The 18169-nt window shown below is 72.1% G+C and carries 16 protein-coding genes and 1 riboswitch; of the genes, 10 read left to right on the top strand and 6 right to left on the bottom strand.

All coding sequences use genetic code 11. From position 1 onward, the window contains the following. Nucleotides 1–129: 129 nt before the first annotated feature. Nucleotides 130–786, bottom strand: a complete 657-nt coding sequence (locus QCZ28_RS06025; protein WP_279515604.1) for an SDR family oxidoreductase — start codon at nucleotides 784–786, stop codon at nucleotides 130–132. Nucleotides 787–886: 100 nt separating this feature from the next. On the opposite strand from QCZ28_RS06025, the gene QCZ28_RS06030 reads away from it, so the two are divergent. The 3 genes from QCZ28_RS06030 to gcvP all read left to right on the top strand — a co-directional run bounded on the left by QCZ28_RS06030 (nucleotide 887) and on the right by gcvP (nucleotide 5963). Next, nucleotides 887–1954 (top strand): MerR family transcriptional regulator, encoded by a 1068-nt coding sequence (locus tag QCZ28_RS06030; RefSeq protein WP_279515605.1) that lies wholly within the window; start codon nucleotides 887–889, stop codon nucleotides 1952–1954. Nucleotides 1955–2038: 84 nt separating this feature from the next. Next, nucleotides 2039–2884 carry an NAD-dependent protein deacetylase gene (locus QCZ28_RS06035; protein WP_279515606.1) on the top strand — a complete coding sequence of 282 codons (846 nt, stop codon included), beginning with the start codon at nucleotides 2039–2041 and terminating at the stop codon, nucleotides 2882–2884. 84 nt (nucleotides 2885–2968) lie between these two features. Then, nucleotides 2969–3067, top strand: a riboswitch (glycine riboswitch). Between the two features lie 73 nt (nucleotides 3068–3140). Beyond that, nucleotides 3141–5963 carry an aminomethyl-transferring glycine dehydrogenase gene (gcvP, locus tag QCZ28_RS06040; protein WP_279515607.1) on the top strand — a complete coding sequence of 941 codons (2823 nt, stop codon included), beginning with the start codon at nucleotides 3141–3143 and terminating at the stop codon, nucleotides 5961–5963. A 179-nt stretch (nucleotides 5964–6142) separates the two neighbouring features. On the opposite strand, the gene QCZ28_RS06045 is transcribed toward gcvP, so the two are convergent. Then, on the bottom strand, nucleotides 6143–6343 hold the full coding sequence (locus QCZ28_RS06045; protein WP_030327695.1) for a DUF5999 family protein: 201 nt from the start codon (nucleotides 6341–6343) through the stop codon (nucleotides 6143–6145). 96 nt (nucleotides 6344–6439) lie between these two features. On the opposite strand from QCZ28_RS06045, the gene QCZ28_RS06050 reads away from it, so the two are divergent. After that, on the top strand, nucleotides 6440–7687 hold the full coding sequence (locus QCZ28_RS06050; RefSeq protein ID WP_279515846.1) for a chorismate-binding protein: 1248 nt from the start codon (nucleotides 6440–6442) through the stop codon (nucleotides 7685–7687). Nucleotides 7688–7719: 32 nt separating this feature from the next. Next, nucleotides 7720–8229: a peptide deformylase gene (gene def, locus QCZ28_RS06055; RefSeq protein ID WP_030327693.1), complete on the top strand. Its 510-nt coding sequence runs from the start codon at nucleotides 7720–7722 to the stop codon at nucleotides 8227–8229. A gap of 17 nt (nucleotides 8230–8246) precedes the next feature. On the opposite strand, the gene QCZ28_RS06060 is transcribed toward def, so the two are convergent. Beyond that, the gene (locus QCZ28_RS06060; protein WP_279515608.1) at nucleotides 8247–9017 is read right to left on the bottom strand and encodes a TSUP family transporter; all 771 of its coding nucleotides are present in this window, start codon (nucleotides 9015–9017) and stop codon (nucleotides 8247–8249) included. Between the two features lie 181 nt (nucleotides 9018–9198). Between QCZ28_RS06060 and QCZ28_RS06065 the strand changes: the two genes are divergently transcribed. Next, nucleotides 9199–9978, top strand: a complete 780-nt coding sequence (locus QCZ28_RS06065; protein WP_279515609.1) for an endonuclease/exonuclease/phosphatase family protein — start codon at nucleotides 9199–9201, stop codon at nucleotides 9976–9978. Between the two features lie 21 nt (nucleotides 9979–9999). Here QCZ28_RS06065 and QCZ28_RS06070 read toward each other — a convergent pair whose 3' ends face one another. Genes QCZ28_RS06070 through QCZ28_RS06080 form a run of 3 tightly spaced genes read right to left on the bottom strand, consistent with a single transcriptional unit; the run spans nucleotide 10000 to nucleotide 13333 of the window. Further along, nucleotides 10000–10500: a TrkA C-terminal domain-containing protein gene (locus QCZ28_RS06070; RefSeq protein ID WP_279515610.1), complete on the bottom strand. Its 501-nt coding sequence runs from the start codon at nucleotides 10498–10500 to the stop codon at nucleotides 10000–10002. Continuing rightward, nucleotides 10419–12029 carry a potassium/proton antiporter gene (locus QCZ28_RS06075; protein ID WP_279515611.1) on the bottom strand — a complete coding sequence of 537 codons (1611 nt, stop codon included), beginning with the start codon at nucleotides 12027–12029 and terminating at the stop codon, nucleotides 10419–10421. The genes QCZ28_RS06070 and QCZ28_RS06075 overlap by 82 nt, the downstream gene beginning before the upstream one ends. Then, nucleotides 12026–13333, bottom strand: coding sequence for an ArsB/NhaD family transporter (locus tag QCZ28_RS06080; RefSeq protein WP_279515612.1), 1308 nt, complete (start codon nucleotides 13331–13333; stop codon nucleotides 12026–12028). Before QCZ28_RS06080 ends, QCZ28_RS06075 begins: the two co-directional genes overlap by 4 nt. Before the next feature lie 255 nt (nucleotides 13334–13588). On the opposite strand from QCZ28_RS06080, the gene QCZ28_RS06085 reads away from it, so the two are divergent. The 4 genes from QCZ28_RS06085 to QCZ28_RS06100 all read left to right on the top strand — a co-directional run bounded on the left by QCZ28_RS06085 (nucleotide 13589) and on the right by QCZ28_RS06100 (nucleotide 18167). Then, nucleotides 13589–14542: a HAMP domain-containing sensor histidine kinase gene (locus QCZ28_RS06085; RefSeq protein WP_279515613.1), complete on the top strand. Its 954-nt coding sequence runs from the start codon at nucleotides 13589–13591 to the stop codon at nucleotides 14540–14542. Beyond that, the gene (locus QCZ28_RS06090; protein ID WP_030327686.1) at nucleotides 14539–15192 is read left to right on the top strand and encodes a response regulator transcription factor; all 654 of its coding nucleotides are present in this window, start codon (nucleotides 14539–14541) and stop codon (nucleotides 15190–15192) included. The genes QCZ28_RS06085 and QCZ28_RS06090 overlap by 4 nt, the downstream gene beginning before the upstream one ends. Before the next feature lie 138 nt (nucleotides 15193–15330). Further along, complete coding sequence (locus tag QCZ28_RS06095) at nucleotides 15331–17436, top strand: M14 family zinc carboxypeptidase (RefSeq protein ID WP_279515614.1); 2106 nt, start codon at nucleotides 15331–15333, stop codon at nucleotides 17434–17436. Between the two features lie 98 nt (nucleotides 17437–17534). Next, nucleotides 17535–18167 carry a fasciclin domain-containing protein gene (locus QCZ28_RS06100; RefSeq protein WP_279515615.1) on the top strand — a complete coding sequence of 211 codons (633 nt, stop codon included), beginning with the start codon at nucleotides 17535–17537 and terminating at the stop codon, nucleotides 18165–18167. Nucleotides 18168–18169: the final 2 nt, after the last annotated feature.

Here is an 18169-nt window from a genome sequence, read left to right on the forward strand (position 1 = left end):
GGCGCCGACGGGGTTGGTCGATGTCCGCCGTTTCCCGACCGTCCCCGGTGGGCCGGTGCTGGTCGCCGCGCACCGCCCGGGCGGCTGACGCCCACCACCGTAGGACGCGGCGCGGGCCGGCGTAGTCGGTCAGGTGGCGGCGGCGCGGACGGCGTCGGCGATCGGGGTGGGTCCGTCGACGAGTTCCAGTGTCGCGCCGGCGGTGCGTGGTTCGTCGAGCAGCGCGGCGAGGACGTGGGCGACGTCGGTGCGGCTGATCGCGCCACCGCCGACGTGTGGGGTGAGGGTGACCCGCCCGGTGGGTGGGTCGTCGGTGAGCCGGCCGGGTCGCAGCACCGTCCAGGCCAGGTCGCGGCCGCGCAGGTCGTCCTCGGCGGCGCGTTTGGCGCGCAGGTACGCCGCCCACACGTCGTCGGTGCCGGGGGCGGGTGGCTTGTCCACGCCCATGGAGGAGACGAGCAGGTAGCGCTGCACGCCGGCGCGGGTGGCGGCGTCGGCGAGCAGCGCGGCGGCGGCCCGGTCGACGGTGTCCTTGCGGGCGGCGCCGCTGCCGGGCCCGGCGCCGGCGGCGAAGATCACCGCGTCGGCGCCGTCGAGATGCGCGGCGAGTTGCGCGACGTCGGTGTGTTCCAGGTCGCTGACCACGGGGGTGGCGCCGGCGGCGCGCAGCGTCGCGGCCTGCTCGGGGTTGCGGATGAGGCCGACGGCGGTGTCGCCGCGCCCGACGAGGTGACGTTGCAGCAGCAGGGCGATCTTGCCGTGGCCTCCGGCGATGACGACGCGCATGCGCCCAACGTACCGGCCGCACCGGCTTGACCTTGACCTTCGGGTAACCCTGAGCCTGGTCGGTGCCGGTCGCGGTGACCGGCGCGAGGAGGATGTTCACGTGGGGCTGATGACCATCGGGGCGTTCGCTCGGGCGGCGAGGCTGACGCCGAAGGCGTTGCGCCTGTACGACCAGGTGGGGTTGCTGGTTCCGGCGGCGGTGGATCCCGAGTCCGGCTACCGGTTCTACGACCCGGTCCAGCTGCCGGTGGCGCGGCTGGTCGCCCAGTTGCGTCGGCTCGGGATGCCGCTGGCGACGATCCGGGTGGTGTGCGCCCTGGAGCCCGCGGCGGCCGCTGAGGCGATCAGCGCGTACTGGCGGCGGGTCAGCGCCGACACCGCGGCTCGCGCCCGGCTCGCCACCCTCCTCGTGGATCACCTTTCTGAAGGGGGTACCACGATGTCCGACCCGAATGGCACGGTTGCCGTGCGCTGCGCGGCCGGTTGTGACACCGGGCTGGTGCGCGACAGCAACGAGGACGTCGCGTACGCCGGCGGACGGTTGCTGGCCGTGGCCGACGGTATGCGGGGGCCGGGCGGTGCGGCTGCCAGCGCGGCCGCCGTCGACGCCCTGAAGCCGTTGGAGTTCGCCGACCTGCCGTCCGCCGAGGTGTTGACGGTGCTGGCCGGGGCGGTCGCCGACGCCGACCGTGCCGTGCGCGGGTTGGCGTCCGACGCCGGTCAGCCGGTCACCACGCTGACCGGGCTGCTGCTGCGCGGTTCCCGGCTGGCGTTGGTGCACGTCGGTGACACCCGGGCGTACCTGTTGCGCGACGGTGAGCTGTCGCTGCTCACGCAGGACCACACCTGGGTGCAGGCCCAGGTGGATCAGGGTCGGCTCGACCGGGAGCAGGCCGCGTCGCATCCGCGGCGGGCGGCGCTGGTGCGCGCCCTCGGTGGCGGTCGGCAGGTCGAGGCGGACCTCGCGGTGCGCACCGTGCGGCCCGGTGACCGGTACCTGCTCTGCTCGGACGGGTTGTCGGCGGTCGTGGACCGGGCCGAGCTGCGTTCGGCGTTGACCGGGGCCGGCGATCCGGATGCCACGGTGCGTGCGCTGACGGCTCTGGCGCGGGCCGAGGGGGCGCCGGACAACATCGCCTGCGTGGTGGCCGACATCGTGGCGGTGTAGACGTCCCGGTGACCCGCGCCGGGTGGGGTTGCCCACCCGGCGCGGGGTTCGGCGGTGGCGCACGGGTTGAGGCAGCATAGAGAGGTGACGGAGAGCCTCGACGTGTTGACCTCGCTGGTGGCCGGCGGTGGGGTGGTGGTGCTCAGCGGCGCCGGCCTGTCCACCGAGTCGGGGATTCCGGACTACCGGGGGCCCAGCGGGGTGGCGCGGCGGCACACGCCGATGACCTTCCAGGCGTTCACCGGGGATCCGCTCGCCCGGCGGCGCTACTGGGCGCGTAGCCACCTGGGGTGGCGGTTGATCGCGGGCGCGGCGCCCAACGCCGGGCATCGGGCGGTGGCGCAGCTGCAACGCGCCGGTCTGGTCGACACCGTGATCACCCAGAACGTCGACGGTCTGCACGGTGCGGCCGGCAGCCCGTCGGTGATCGAGTTGCATGGTCGGCTCGACGAGGTGACCTGCCTGGACTGCGGCAACCTGACCTCGCGGGAGGAGCTGGACCGGCGGTTGCGGGAGGCCAACCCGGATTTCGTGGCCCGCGTCGCCGGGGTCAACCCGGACGGTGATGTTGATCTCCCCGATGATCAGGTGGCGGCGTTCCGGCCGGTTGACTGCGGGATCTGCGGCACCGGGATGGTGAAGCCGGACGTGGTGTTCTTCGGTGAGACGGTGCCGCCGCAGCGGGTGGCGCGGTGTTTCGCGGCCGTGGAGCAGGCCCGCTCGTTGCTGGTTCTCGGGTCGTCGTTGACGGTGATGTCGGGGCGCCGTTTCGTGATTCGGGCGGCGAAACGGGGCATCCCGGTCGCGATCGTCAACCAGGGGCCCACGCGAGGTGACGGCCACGCCACCGTGTGCGTCGACGCGCCGCTGGGTGTGGTGTTGCCGCAGCTGGCCGAGCGGGTCGCCGCTGGAGTGCCGCTCACGGTGTGATCGTGGGTCACTGGGCGCGGTGCCCGGCCCGGGGGTAGGACATCTGCGCGAAACACCGGCGCTGGTAGCGTTGACCACGCCGGTAACACCCACGTGGGAGAGACCGCCCGACAGCACGCAGGGCGGCGCCGAAGGGGCAAATCCTCCCCGGAACCTCTCAGGCAAAAGGACCTCGTGGGCAGGCACTGTGGAGTGCCCCTGTGGGCGCGACAGAGGGGGAGGCCGACACGTCGACCTCGCCCCGGGAGTGCCCCTGATGACCGTAGAGCAGTTCGCCACCCGTCACATCGGTCCCGGCCCCGACGACGAGCGTCGGATGTTGGAGGTCGTCGGGCACGACTCGATCGACGAGCTGATGGACGCCGCGATCCCCGAGGTGATCCGCTGGCACGGCACCCTCGACCTGCCGGAGGCGGCCACCGAGGCCGAGACGATCGCCGAGTTGCGGGCCCTCGCGGCCCGCAACACCGTCGCCGTCTCCATGATCGGGTTGGGGTATCACGGCACGCACACCCCGGCGGTGATCCGCCGCAACGTCCTCGAGGACCCGGCCTGGTACACGGCGTACACCCCGTACCAGCCGGAGATCAGTCAGGGCCGCCTGGAGGCGCTGCTGAACTTCCAGACCATGGTCACCGACCTGACCGGGCTGGCCACCGCGAACGCCTCCATGCTCGACGAGGGCACCGCGGCGGCGGAGGCGATGACCCTCGCGCGCCGCGCGTCCAAGAGCAAGAGCGGTGTGTACGTGGTCGACGCCGACGCGTTGCCGCAGACCATCGCGGTGATCACCAGTCGGGCCGAGCCGCTCGGCATCGACGTGCGGGTCCTCGACGTCGAGCGCGACGAGTTGCCGGCGGAGTTCTTCGGCCTGCACCTGCAGTACCCGGGGGCGTCCGGTGCGGTCCGCGACCACCAGCCTCTGGTCGAGGCGGCGCACGCCGTCGGCGCGCTGGTCACCGTCGCGGCGGACCTGCTGGCGTTGACGCTGCTGCGGGCGCCGGGGCAGATCGGCGCGGACATCGCCGCCGGCACCACCCAGCGCTTCGGCGTACCCATGGGCTTCGGTGGGCCGCACGCCGGTTACCTGGCGGTGCGCTCCGGCCTGGAGCGGATGCTGCCCGGGCGCCTGGTCGGGGTGTCACGTGACGCGGACGGCAACCCGGCGTACCGGTTGGCGTTGCAGACCCGCGAGCAGCACATCCGGCGGGAGAAGGCGACCAGCAACATCTGCACCGCGCAGGTGCTGCTCGCGGTGATGGCCGGCATGTACGCCGTCTACCACGGCCCGGACGGGCTGCGGGACATCGCGACGCGTACCCACCGGATGGCGGCGCGGCTCGCGGCCGGACTGCGTGCCGGCGGCGTGGAGGTCGCGGACGTCGCGTTCTTCGACACCGTCACCGCCCGGGTGCCGGGCCGGGCCGCCGAGGTCGTCGCGGCGGCCGGCGAGCGGGGGGTGAACCTGCGGCTGGTCGACGCCGACCAGGTGGGGATGTCCTGCGACGAGACGACCACCGACGCGCACCTTCAGGCGGTGTGGGCGGCGTTCGGGGTGGCCGCGTTCGACGGGGCCGTCGACGCGGCACTGCCGGCCGACCTGACCCGCAGCACCGACTTCCTCACCCACCCGGTGTTCCGCAGCCACCACTCGGAGACGGCGATGCTGCGTTACCTGCGGCGGCTGTCGGACTTCGACTACGCCCTGGACCGGGGCATGATCCCGCTCGGCTCGTGCACGATGAAGCTGAACGCGACCACCGAGATGGAGCCGATCAGCTGGGCGGAGTTCGCGAACATCCACCCGTTCGCGCCGGACGCGCAGACCACCGGGTACCGGGAGATGATCGGCCAGTTGGAGTCGTGGCTGGCCGAGGTGACCGGCTACGACGCGGTCAGCGTGCAACCCAACGCCGGTTCGCAGGGTGAGCTGGCCGGCCTGCTGGCGATCCGCTCCTACCACGCGTCGCGGGGGGAGACCCACCGCGACGTGTGTCTGATCCCCTCGTCGGCGCACGGCACCAATGCGGCGTCGGCGGTGATGGCCGGCATGCGGGTCGTCGTGGTGGCCTGCGACGACAACGGCAACGTCGACCTGGTCGACCTGGACGCGAAGATCGACAAGCACCGCGACGCGCTCGCCGCGATCATGGTGACGTACCCGTCGACGCACGGCGTGTACGAGACCGGCATCGCGTCGCTGTGCGCGAAGGTCCACGACGCCGGCGGTCAGGTGTACGTCGACGGGGCGAACCTCAACGCCCTGGTCGGTTTCGCCAAGCCCGGCAAGTTCGGCGCGGACGTGTCGCACCTGAACCTGCACAAGACGTTCTGCATCCCGCACGGCGGCGGCGGCCCCGGCGTGGGCCCGGTGGCGGTCCGCGCGCACCTGGCGCCGTTCCTGCCGGGTGACCCGCTCGGTGCGCACGCCGACGCCACCCCGGCGATCTCGGCGGCGAAGTACGGGTCGGCGGGCATCCTGCCGATCCCGTGGGCGTACCTGCGGATGATGGGCGCCGAGGGGCTGACCCGGGCCACCGGTGTGGCGGTCCTCGCCGCGAACTACGTGGCGGCGCGGCTGCGCGGGCACTTCCCGGTGCTGTACGCCGGCAACAAGGGCCTGGTGGCGCACGAGTGCATCCTCGACCTGCGGCCGTTGACGAAGGCGACCGGGGTGAGCGTCGACGACGTGGCGAAGCGGTTGATCGACTACGGCTTCCACGCGCCCACGATGTCGTTCCCGGTGGCGGGGACGCTGATGGTGGAGCCGACCGAGAGCGAGGACCTGGCCGAGCTGGACCGGTTCTGCGACGCGATGATCGCGATCCGGGCGGAGATCGAGCAGGTGGGTTCCGGGGCGTGGCCGCTAGGGGACAACCCCCTGGCGAACGCGCCGCACACCGCGGCGATGGTCAGCGGTGACGAGTGGTCGCACGCGTACCCGCGGTCGGTGGGCGCGTACCCGGCCGGGGTGGACCGGGCCGGGAAGTACTGGCCGCCGGTGCGGCGCATCGACGGCGCGTACGGCGACCGGAACCTGGTCTGCTCGTGCCCGTCACCCGAGGCGTTCGAAGACTGACAGCGCCCGCGGGCGCTCAAGGGCTGACAGCGCCGCCGGGCGTCGAAGGACCGACGACGGCGCGCCGGGGCGGGCGGAAACGGCCTGCCCCGGCAGTCGCTGCGACCTGGGCGGGGACGTCCCTTACCGGGGGACTAGCCTGGGTCGACGGCGGCTATTCGGTGACGCAGAGTGGTCGGTCAGGCCACGAGGGCGTGGCGGGCGGGGCCGCGGTGCGGTGCGATGCTGCTGCCGTCGGGGAGCAGCTCGCCGGTGTCGTCGAAGACGATGACACCGTTGCAGAGCAGGCTCCAGCCCTGCTCACGGAAGCAGGCGAGGACCCGCGCGGCTTCCCGGTCGGTGGCTTCAGCGGAAGGGCAGGTCGGTTGGTGCTGGCACATCGGGTTCTCCGGACTGTGGGGGCACTGTGTCATGGTTCACATGACCAGTGACGCACAGTACCAAGCGAAAGTGTCCAGCATCGACCAGGTGCCCGCCTGGTGCGCGGGAAATCCACTGAACGGATGAGGAAGGTTGGACCGTACGGCGTGGAAACGCTCCCACAGGTGTGCGACGCGGACCTCGGTCCGGCGACGTACGTCGATGTGCCCGCCGCGCCGGCCGGATGCCGGAGCGGGCTCACCGAACGCGCCCGCCTGCACTGGTCCCGCGCTGACGGCGGCGACCCGGCGGCCCTGGCCGAGGAGTTCCTCGCCGCGCACGGCCTGCCCCTGCACGACCTGACCCGACCCGTCACCGGCCGCCACGGCGACGGGGCCTGCGGCGCGGCGCTGTACCTGTCCGCCGCCGCCGGGGCGCTGCTGACCGGCGCGCCCACCGGGGCGCCCGAACCCGCGCCGACCCTGCCCGACCTCGTTGTCGTCGTCTACCAGCACGGCCGCGCCCGGATCACGCCGCCCGGCCCGCCGGGGCGGTGGTGGCTCGGCGAGTGGACCGAGAGTTGGACCCCCCGCGAACACGCCGCCGCCGTCGACGCGGTCCGCGCCGCCATCGGCCGCGGCGACGTCTACCAGAGCAACATCGTCGGCCACGCCGCCGCCCCCTACACCGGCGACCCGCTGCCCGCCCTGCGCCGCCTCGGCGCGCTCCCCGGCGCCCGCTACGGCGGTGTGCTCACCGGCGACGGCTGGGCCATCGGCTGCGCCTCCCCGGAAACCCTCGTCGAGGTCACCGGCGGGCAGGTGATCACCCGACCGATCAAGGGCACCCGCCCGGCCACCGCCGCCGGGCGCGCCGAACTGCTCGCCAGCGCCAAGGAACGCGCCGAACACATCATGATCGTCGACCTGGAACGCAACGACCTGGCGCGCATCGCCCGCACCGGCAGCGTCACCGTCGACGACCTGTTCGCCGTCCGCCGCTGGTGTGACCTGTGGCAGGCCGAATCCACCGTCCGCGCCACCGCCGCCGACGGCCTCGGCCTGGCCGACCTGCTGCGCGCCACCTGCCCCGGCGGCTCGGTCACCGGCGCGCCGAAACTCGCCGCCCTGACCCAGATCAGCGCCCTCGAACCCGTCGGCCGCGGCGCCAGCATGGGCGCGCTCGGCTGGGTCGCGCCCGGTCGTGTCGACCTGGGTCTGACCATCCGCACCGCCGCCGCCGACGGCCAACGGCTGCACACCTGGGCCGGCGGCGGCATCACCTGGGACAGCGACCCGTACGCCGAGGTCGCCGAGGCCGCCGCGAAGACCGCCCCGATCCGCGCCACCCTGGCCGGGCGCTGACGGCAGCGCCGGACGGCGATACGCTGACCCGCATGACCATGCGGCCCATCCGGATCATCGGCGACCCTGTCCTGCGCACCGGATGTGAACCGGTCACCACCTTCGACGCGGAGCTGCGTGCGCTCGTCACCGACCTGATGGACACCCTGCTCGGCGCACCCGGCCGCGCCGGCGTCGCGGCACCGCAGATCGGCGTCAGCGCCCAGGTGTTCGTCTACGACGCCGACGGGCACCGTGGCCACCTCATCAACCCGACCCTGGAGCTGTCCGACGAGCTCCAGGACGACGAGGAGGGCTGCCTGTCCATCCCCGGCCTGTACTTCCCGACCGTGCGGGCCATGCACGCCACCGCCCACGGTGTCGACCAGCACGGCGAGCCGTTGACCATCGCCGGCAGCGGGTTCCTGGCCCGCGCCCTGCAACACGAGACCGACCACCTGGGCGGGCGGCTCTACGTCGACACCCTGCGCGGCGACACCCGCCGCCGGGCGCTGCGCGAGATCCGCGCCGGCCGGTTCGACTCACCCAGCCGCCGCGGCTAGGCCGGTGGTCGTGGCCGCTAGGCCACCCACTGGTCGTGGCCCAGCTTCGCGATCAACGCGGCCACCACCACCACCAGCACCACCCGCACGAACCCGGAGCCGCGGCGCAACGCCATCCGCGCACCGAGGACCGCGCCGGCGATGTTGCACACCGCCATGCCCGCGCCCAGCAGCCACCACACGTGCCCGGTCACCGCGAACACCACGAGCGCGCCCAGGTTCGTGCCCGCGTTGACGACCTTCGCCATCGCCGAGCCGTGCACGAAATCCGAGCCCAGCAGGGCGGTGAACGCCAACACCAGGAACGTGCCGGTGCCCGGGCCGATCAACCCGTCGTACAGGGCGATGCCCACCCCGGCCACCGCGATCGCCGCCGCCGCCCTCGCCGGGGTGCGCCGGTGCGGCGCCGGTAGCACCCCCAACCGGGGTCGCAGCAGCACGAACGCCGCCACCGCCACCAACACGACCAACACCACCGGCCGGTACGCCGCCGCCGGCACCGCCCCGGCGAGCACGGCGCCCACGCCGGAGCTGAGCACCGCCAACCCCGCCGCCGGCCCCACCACCCGCCAGTCGAGCGTGGTCCGCCGGGCGTACGTCGTCGCCGCCGTGGCCGTACCGAAGATCGCGGCCAACTTGTTCGTGCCCAGCGCGGTGGCCACCGGCAACCCCGGGGCGGCCACCAGCAACGCCGGCAGCAGCAACAACCCGCCGCCGCCGACCACGGCATCGACCCACCCGGCCAGCGCCGCGGCGGCCAGCAGGGTACTCAGCGATACGGCGTCCACGGGCGGCAATTCTTCCCACAGCGGACGGCCAGACCGGGCCTGACGTGGTCAGACTCACGTCAACGACCTCGCGTACGACGCAGAAACACCCCCAACGCCCCGACCGCCACGAACACCAGCGCCGAACACAGCAACACCTTCACCACCCGGCAACCATGCCACGGGCACGTAAGGTGCAGGAGTGCGCCTGGCCACCTTCAACGTGCTGCACGGACGGTCCCTCACCGACGGGCTCGTCGACTCCGACCGACTCGCCGCCGCCGTCGGCGCCCTCGACGCCGACGTGCTCGCCCTGCAGGAGGTCGACCGCGACCAGCACCGCAGCGGCAACCTCGACCTCACCGCCATCGCCGCCCGCGCCCTCGACGCACCCCACCACCGCTTCGCCGCCGCCGTCGTCGGCACCCCCGGCGAACAGTTCCGCCCGCTGCGCCACGACGACGACGGGCACGGCGAACCCTGCTACGGCATCGGCCTGATCAGCCGACATCCCGTGCGCAGCTGGCAGGTCACCCGGCTCAAACCGGCGCCGGTGCGCTCACCGGTCTACGTGCCCGGCCCCCGCGGCGGCCTCATCCTCCTGCACGACGAACCCCGCGTGGTCCTCGCCGCCGTCCTGGACACCCCCCACGGCCCCCTCACCGTCGCCGCGACCCACCTGTCGTTCGTGCCCGGCTGGAACGCCCGCCAACTGCGCCAGACCGTGCGCGCCCTGCGCGCGCTACCGGCCCCCCGCGTCCTGCTCGGCGACCTCAACCTGCCCGCCGCGGCGGCCCGGCTCATCTCCGGCTGGCACCCCCTGGGTCGACGTCCCACCTACCCCTCCGGGCAGCCCCGGGTCCAACTCGACCACATCCTCGCCGACCGGCACGCCCTCGACCAGCTGCCGCCGGTACGCGCGGTCACCACCCCGCAGTCCACCATCTCCGACCACCGGCCGCTCCTGGTCGACCTGGGCTGACCCCACGGCTGTCACCTGTCGTCATCCCTGCCGGGTGGTCACACCGCCGCTGACGTAGCCGGCGACGGCGCGTCCGAGGTGGTCGATCGCGTCGCGGGTGCCGACGGCGACCAGGGTGTCGCCGTAGCGCAGGGCCCGCCGGGCGTCGGGCCTGAGGTCGTGGTGGCCGTCGCGCAGGATCGCCACCACGACGGCGTCGGTGCGCAGACTGCCCAGGGGGCGACCGTCGTAGTCGCTGCCGGCGGGAACCGGCACCCGGGCCACCGTGACGGCGTCCACGTCCGCGCCGCCGTCGGGCACCAGGTCGATGACCGCGGTCGCCGCGAGCAGGTTGGCCAGGTGGTGCGCCGCCACCGGCGACAGCGTCGCCGCGGCACGGACGTCGCCCGGGTCGTCGCGGTCGTACAGGGCGATGTCACGGGCGCCGTTGGGGTGGCAGATCACGCCGAGTCGGGTGCCATCGCCGGTGACGAACGAGTACGAGACGCCGACGCCGGGGAGGGCGATTCGTTCGATTTCCATGACGGACTCCTCCTTGATGGTTCCGCACGTCGCTCGGGGTCGCCGTACTCGCCGTGCCAGTGGGCCAGCCGCCCGGCCCGACTGACCGCCCGCAGTCGGCGTTCGGTGGCCTCACGCACCGTCGGGGTGGTGAGGACGAGCAGATCGTCGCCGGTGCGTAACCGGGTGTCCGTCGCGGGAACGAACGCGACGCCGTCGCGCACCACCAGCGGGGCCACCGCGGGCGGCGGCAGCCGCAGCTCGTCCAGGTACGTGCCGTGCAGCTTCGAACCCGCGGTGATGGTGACGTTGATGAGGTCGGCGTCGATGTTGTCCAGCGGGGCGATCTCGACCTGCAGGTCCGGGCCGACACGGTGCGGGGCCAGCCCGAGGCGTTGCGCGAGCCACGGCAGCGACGGCGCCTGGATCGCGGTGAACACCACGACGAGCACGAAGACGATGTTGAACACGACCATGGCGCCGGGGGTGCCGGCCACCACCGGCACCGTGGCCAGCACGATCGGCACGGCGCCGCGCAGCCCCGCCCAGGACAGGAACACCTGCTCGCGTAGCGGGATGCGGAACGGCAACAGGGTCAGCAGCACCGAGACGGGGCGGGCGATGAGCAGCAGGGCGGCGCCGACCACCAACGCCGGCACGATCGCCGCCGGCAGGTCGGCCGGCGACACCAGCAGACCCAGCATGACGAACAGGCCGATCTGCGCGATCCAGCCGAGCCCTTCGGCCAGCGACTCGGTGGCGCGCCGGTGCGGCAGGCCGGCGTTGCCGAGCACCAGACCCGCCAGGTAGGCGGCGATGAACCCGCTGGCCTGCAACAGGCCGGAGCCGGCGAACGCGAGCACCCCGCACGCGAACGTGGCGATCGGGTACAGCCCCGAGGTGGGCAGGGTGAGCCGGCGCAGCAGCCACACCGCCGCCATGCCCACCCCGACGCCGGCGAGCGCGCCGACCACCAGTTGGTAGCCCATCTGGGCGAGCATCCCGCCCGGGGACAGCGTGCTCAGACTCGTCGCGCTGAACGCCAGCACCAGAATGAACGTGGGCGCGTCGTTGAGCCCCGACTCCGCCTCCAGCAGGTTGCTCAGCCGACGCGGCAGCGGCACGGCGCGCAGCACCGAGAAGACGGCGGCCGCGTCGGTGGACGAGACGATCGCGCCGAGCAGCAGCGACAGCTGCCATCCCAGGCCGAGCAGGTAGTGCGCCGCCGCGGCGGTGACGGCGACACTGATGAACACCGCAAGGGTGGCGAGCGCGGTCGCCGGGCGCAACACCCGCCGCACGTCGCTGACCCGGGTGGTCAGGCCGCCCTCGACGAGGATCACCGCGAGGGCGGCCAACCCGAGCGCCTGCGCCAGCGCGGCGTCGTCGAATGGCAGCCCGAGCCCACCCTCGCCGAGCAGCAGCCCGACACCCAGGTACGCCAGCAGCACCGGCATCCCGGCCTTCGCGGCGATCTTCGCGGCGCCCACGCTGACCAGCGCCACCAGCGTCCCGGCTGCCAGCAGCAGATACAGCGACGGCAGCGTCACGGAGCACCACCCAGGACGAAGTAGCGCAGCCACACGTACACACCGGCCAGTACGACCGTGACGACGGTCAGCAGCAGACCGTCGCGGGTGAACCGCCAGAACGAGATCGGCTCCCCGGCCCGCTGCGCCAGACCCACCATCACCACGTTGGAGGCGGCGGCGACGACCGTGGCGTTGCTGCCGAGGCCCGCGCCGAGCGCGAGCGACCACCACAGCATGCCCGCCTGTTCCATGCCGCCGTTCGCCGCGACGAGCTGCTCGATGATCGGGCTGATGGCGGTCACCGACGGGATGTTGTCCACCAACGCCGACATGAGCGCCCCGCCGCCGATCAGGGTCAACGACGCGCCGAGCAGGTTGTCGCCGACCGCGTCGGTGGCGAAGGTGCCGACCACCTGGATCACGCCGGTGTCGACCAGGGCCCCGACCATGATGAACAGGCCGGCGAAGAACGCCAGGGTGGGCCACTCCACGTCCCGGACGACACTGGCCGTATCCAGCCGTGACACCCCCAGCAGAACGACACCGCCGGTCAGCGCGATCACCGCCGGTTCCAGATGCAGGACGGTGTGCAGACCGAACCCGGCGAGGACGAAGGCGAGAACGATGCCGCTGTACAGCAGCAGGCGCGGTTCACGGATCGCGTCGCGTTCCCGCATCGCCAGCACCGGCCCGACCCGCTCCGGGCGGTACGTCAACGCCGACCGGAAGATCACCCGGCAGAACAGCAACAGAACACCCAGCAGCACGATGACCAACGGCGTCAGGTGCACCACGAACGCGTTGAACGACAGCCCGGCCCGCGCCGCGATGATGATGTTCGGCGGATCACCGATCAGCGTCGCCGTGCCGCCGATGTTCGCCGCGAACACCTCCGCCAGCAGGAACGGCACCACCGGCACACCCAGCTGCCGACACACGGAGATGGTCACCGGGGCAACGAGCAGGACCGTGGTGACGTTGTCCAACAGCGCCGACGCGGCAGCCGTGATCAGCACCAGGATGACCATGAGCCGGTACGGTCGCCCGCGGGCCCGCTTCGCCGCCCAGATCGCCAGATACTCGAACACGCCGGTACGACCGAGCACCGACACGATGATCATCATGCCGATGAGCAGGAAAATCACCCGCCAGTCGATGCCCGTGTCAGTGGAGAAGAACGCCTCCTGCGTACCGGTCAACCCGACCGCGAGCATCAACACCGCACCGCCCACCGACGCGGCCACCCGATCCACCCGGTCCGTGGCGATCAACGCGTACACGACAGTGAACACCGCCACCGCCAACCAGCCCGCCGTGGTCATCCACCGCCCCCCTCCCCACGGACCCCGAAGGCCCGCCCGCCGTCTGTCCCTTTACCGTTGCCAACCGGGGGCACTGCCGACATCGGGGCCAACACTCATTCCAGGCCGGTCAGCAGGGGACAACATGGGAGCCAGCCCCCATGGACACCCACTCGACGCCCACGAGATCCTGAGGTACCGGAGCGTCGACCCACCCGGGGCAGCCGCGCCCGCGACGATGGAAAGGGCGGAGACGACAGGGGGAGGTTCGACACGGTGTCGCTGTTCTGGCGGATCTTCCTGATCAACGCCGCGGTCCTCACCGCGGCGACCGTCCTGGTCCTGCTGGGCCCCGTGACGGTGTCGACCCCGTTCGTCCTCACCGAGGCACTCATCCTCAGCGGCGGGCTGGTCGTCATGCTCGTCGCGAACGCGCTGCTGCTGCGCGTCGGCCTGGCACCCCTGCAACGCCTCACCCGGGCGATGACCACCATCGACCTGCTGCGCCCCGGCCCCCGCCCCGCGGTCACCGGACACGCCGGCATCGCCGCCCTGATCAGCACGTTCAACGCCATGCTCGACCGCCTCGAAGCCGACCGCGCCGCCAGCAACGCCCGCGCGCTGTCCGCCCAGGAGAACGAGCGGCGGCGTATCGCCCAGGAACTGCACGACGAGATCGGCCAGACGCTCACCGCCGTCCTGCTGCAGATCAGCCGGGTCGCCGACAACGCCCCACCCGAGCTACGACCCGAACTGCACCAGGTGCAGGAAACCACCCGCGATAGCCTCGACGAGATCCGCCGCATCGCCCGCCGCCTGCGACCCGGCGTCCTAGAAGAACTCGGACTGATCGCCGCACTGCGCTCCCTGTTCGCGGAGATCTCCCACCACAGCGGCCTGCAGATCCGCCGAGACTTCGCATCCGATCTACCCGCACTCACCGAGGAAGTCGAATTGGTGCTCTACCGCGTGGCCCAGGAAGGCCTCACCAACGTCGCCCGGCACGCCAACGCCACCCGCGTCGACATCACCCTCATCCCACACGGCGACGGCGTGCGGCTCCGCATCCGCGACGACGGACGCGGCATCGCCGGCCAACCGGAAGGCGCCGGCATCCGCGGCATGCGCGAACGGGCGCTGCTCGTCGGCGCCCACCTCAGCATCGGGGCCAGCCCCGACGGCGGCACCGAGGTCACCCTCGACGTACCCGACCCGGCAGGCCTGGCATGAGCGCGCCCATCCGCATCCTGCTCGCCGACGACCACGCACTGGTACGCCGCGGCGTGCGCCTCATCCTCGACGGCGAACCCGACCTGACCGTCGTCGCCGAGGCCAGCGACGGCGCCGAAGCCCTCGAACAAGCCCGGCTGCACCAACCGGACCTGGCCATCCTCGACATCGCCATGCCCCGGCTCACCGGCCTGCAAGCCACCCGTGAACTCGTCAGACAGCAACCGGGCCTGCGGGTACTGATCCTGACCATGTACGACAACGAACAGTTCTTCTTCGAAGGCCTCCGAGCCGGCGCCAACGGATACGTCCTCAAATCCGTCGCCGACCGCGACCTCGTCGAGGCGTGCCGGGCCGCCATGCGCGACGAACCATTCCTCTACCCCGGCGCCGTCACCGCCCTGATCCGCAACTACCTCGACCGCGTCCGCAACGGCGAACCCGTACCCGAACGCGCCATCACCGGCCGCGAGGAGGAGATCCTCAAACTCGTCGCCGAAGGGCACTCCTCGAAGGAGATCGCCGAACTGCTGTTCATCAGCATCAAGACCGTCGAGCGGCACCGCAGCAACCTGCTGCAGAAACTGGGCCTCCGCGACCGGCTCGACCTCACCCGATACGCCATCCGCGCGGGCCTCATCGAACCCTGACCACCACCGACACCCGCCAGCGGCGGCCACCGGGGGAGCAGCCCGCCCAGCCGCAAGATTCCCTCAAGATCATTGCATAGACGATCTCCGACGACCATGCTGATCGAATCGCGCCACGATCAACTAGTCGGAGGCCACATGCGACACCAGCGACCCCTAGCGATCGCCGTAGCCACACTCCTCACCCTCACCCTGACCACCGCACCCACCCCCGCCAACGCCCAGAGCGCGGCAGCACCCAACCAGGTCACCAACCTCACCATCCGCCAGGCCGACGGGTACGCCACCCTCGCCTGGCAACCCGTCGACGGGGCAACCGACTACCAGATCGAACGCACCGCCGTCGACGCCACCGGCACCCCCACCGGCGCACCCACCATCGTCGGCATCTGGCGCCCCAACCGCCAGATCAACCAACAGGCACCCACCTTCGCCGACGCCGGATTCAACCCCGGCGACACCTTCCAGTGGCGGGTACGCGCCCGCACCGGCACCACCGAACAGCCCTACTCCGACCCGGTCGTCGCCACCACCACCGCACCCTGGGGCAACCCCGACACCCCCGGCGAGCAACTGCGCACCCAGTGGGAAACCGCCCACGCCGCCCAGTACACCAGCGACACCGACGAGTACGCCTACACCGCCGCCATCGACGCCCTCAGCGACCGCGTCCGCGTCGTCGAACTCGGCCGCACCGTCCAGAACCGACCGATCAACATGCTGGTCATCGGTTACCCCACCCCCGCGACCACCCCGGAGGCCGTCGCCGCCACCGCACCAGTGGCCATCAACTGCAACGTGCACGGCAACGAACCGGGCGACCGCGAAGCCTGCCTCATCATGGCCCGGCAACTCGCCTTCAGCACCGACCCCCGCATCACCGACCTGCTCAGCCACACCACCGTCCTGATCGTCCCCACCATCAACGGCGACGGCCGCGCCGCCAACACCCGCGGCAACTCCACCGGCCAGGACCTCAACCGCGACTACTCGCTCATCCGTCAGCCGGAGACCGCCGCGTACATCAAGATGGTCCGCGACTACCGACCCGTCGCCGGCTACGACGGCCACGAGTACGGCAACTCCCGCGCCGGCGACCTGCCGATGCTGCCACCCCGACACCAGAACGTCGCCCAACCCATCTTCGACCAGTCCCAGGACATGATCGAAGGCCACATGTACACCAAGGGCGCCGAAGCCGGCTGGTGGGCCTGCCCCTACGGCTGCGAAGGCGGCGGCAACGTCGGCCTCAGCGAGGAAACCATCCTGCGCAACACCCTCGGCCTCAAGAACGTCGCCAACTCCCTGCTGGAACTGCGCAGCTCCGGCGGACAGACCCGACCCGACGAGGGCAACACCGCCAACAACCGACGCCGCAAGACCTACTCGGCCCTGTGGACCTTCCACCAGTTCCTGGACTACCACCGCGCCGACCGCAACGACATCCTCACCTCCCGCGCCGAGTCCATCGAAATCCAGGCCGCCAACACCGGCCGCCTGGTCTTCCGCGGCTCCCGACCCATCCCCGCCCACCCCGCCCCGCACCCCGGCGACAGCCCGCCGCCGCTCGACGCCCCCCGCGCCGACCTCATCCTCGACAACGCCCCCTGCGCCTACAAGCTCACCGACGAGCAGTACAACGGCGCACGCACCGACGGACCAGGCGGCATCGGCACCACCGTCGCCCAGCGCATCGCCGCACACGGCTGGCAGGTCATCAAGACCAACGACGGCTGGTACGTCCCTCTCAACCAGCCCGAACGCGGCCTCATCCCGCTGCTTCTCGACACCCAGGGCGTCGAGAAGCTGACCGACGGCGAACGCGTCTACCCCACCCTCACCGGCCGACGCAACGGACCACTGACCGTCACCGGCTTCACCTGCGCCGCCGACGCCACCATCAACGGCCCCATCACCGTCCAGCCCGGCGCGGCACTCGTCGCGACCGCAACGACAATCAGCGGACCCGTCAGCGCCAACCGCGCCGCCGGCGTCGTCCTCGCCGACAGCACCGTCAACGGCCCGCTGCAGATCACCACCACCGACGCGATCTCCATCATCGACGTCACCATCGCCGGCCCGGCCAGCCTCACCGGCAACACCACCGGCACCACCGCAGCACTGCTCGCCGGCAACACCATCCGCGGCCCGCTCACCTGCACCGCGAACAGCACCGCCCCGACCAACCTCGGCGTCGCCAACACCGTGAACGGCCCGCGCACCAACCAGTGCGCGGCACTGTGACCACCAGCTAGCCGAGCCGGCGTGCCGGCGGTGCGAGGCCACCACGCCCCGCACCGCCGGCACACCCCACCCCCCAACCCCGACCCGTGGAGCCCGCCGTGTCGCACCCGTCCCGCGCTCTGCACCTGGTTGCCGTGGCCCTGCTGCTGACCCCGGTCGCCTGCACCGCCACAACAGACCCGAAGCCACCGCGCGACAACACCAGCGCCGCCCAGGTCACCGGGCCGCTCTGCGCCGCCCTGCCCACCGGCACCGACCCCGGCAACCCGAGCTTCCTCGCCGGCCAACCCGTCGACCAGGCACTGCGGTGGATCCCCACCCTCACCACGTTCGAAGCGGCCCTGCGCACCAGCGGCGCCCTCGCCGCCCTGCCCACCGGCACCGACGTCACCATCCTCGCGCCCTCCGACGACGCCTTCGCCGCCATGTTCTCCGAGGACAACTGGGACGACCTGATGACCCGCCACACCGACCAGCTACGCACCCTGCTCAAGGCACACCTGATCACCGGAACCCACACCATCGACGACCTGGTGAACGCCGGCACCACCACCACCCTCGACGGCACCACCGTCACCGTCACCCGCACCGGACCCACCGCCCGCCTCGCCGACCGGGCCGACGCCGTGTGCGCCGACTACCGGGCCACCAACGCCCGCATCCACATCATCAACGCGGTCCTCGGCGCACTGCCCAAAACCGCCGGCGACACCGACGAGCGGGCCCACTGACC

The sequence above is a fragment of the Micromonospora sp. DH14 genome (assembly GCF_029809455.1).
Taxonomy (GTDB): Bacteria; Actinomycetota; Actinomycetes; order Mycobacteriales; family Micromonosporaceae; genus Micromonospora; species Micromonospora parva.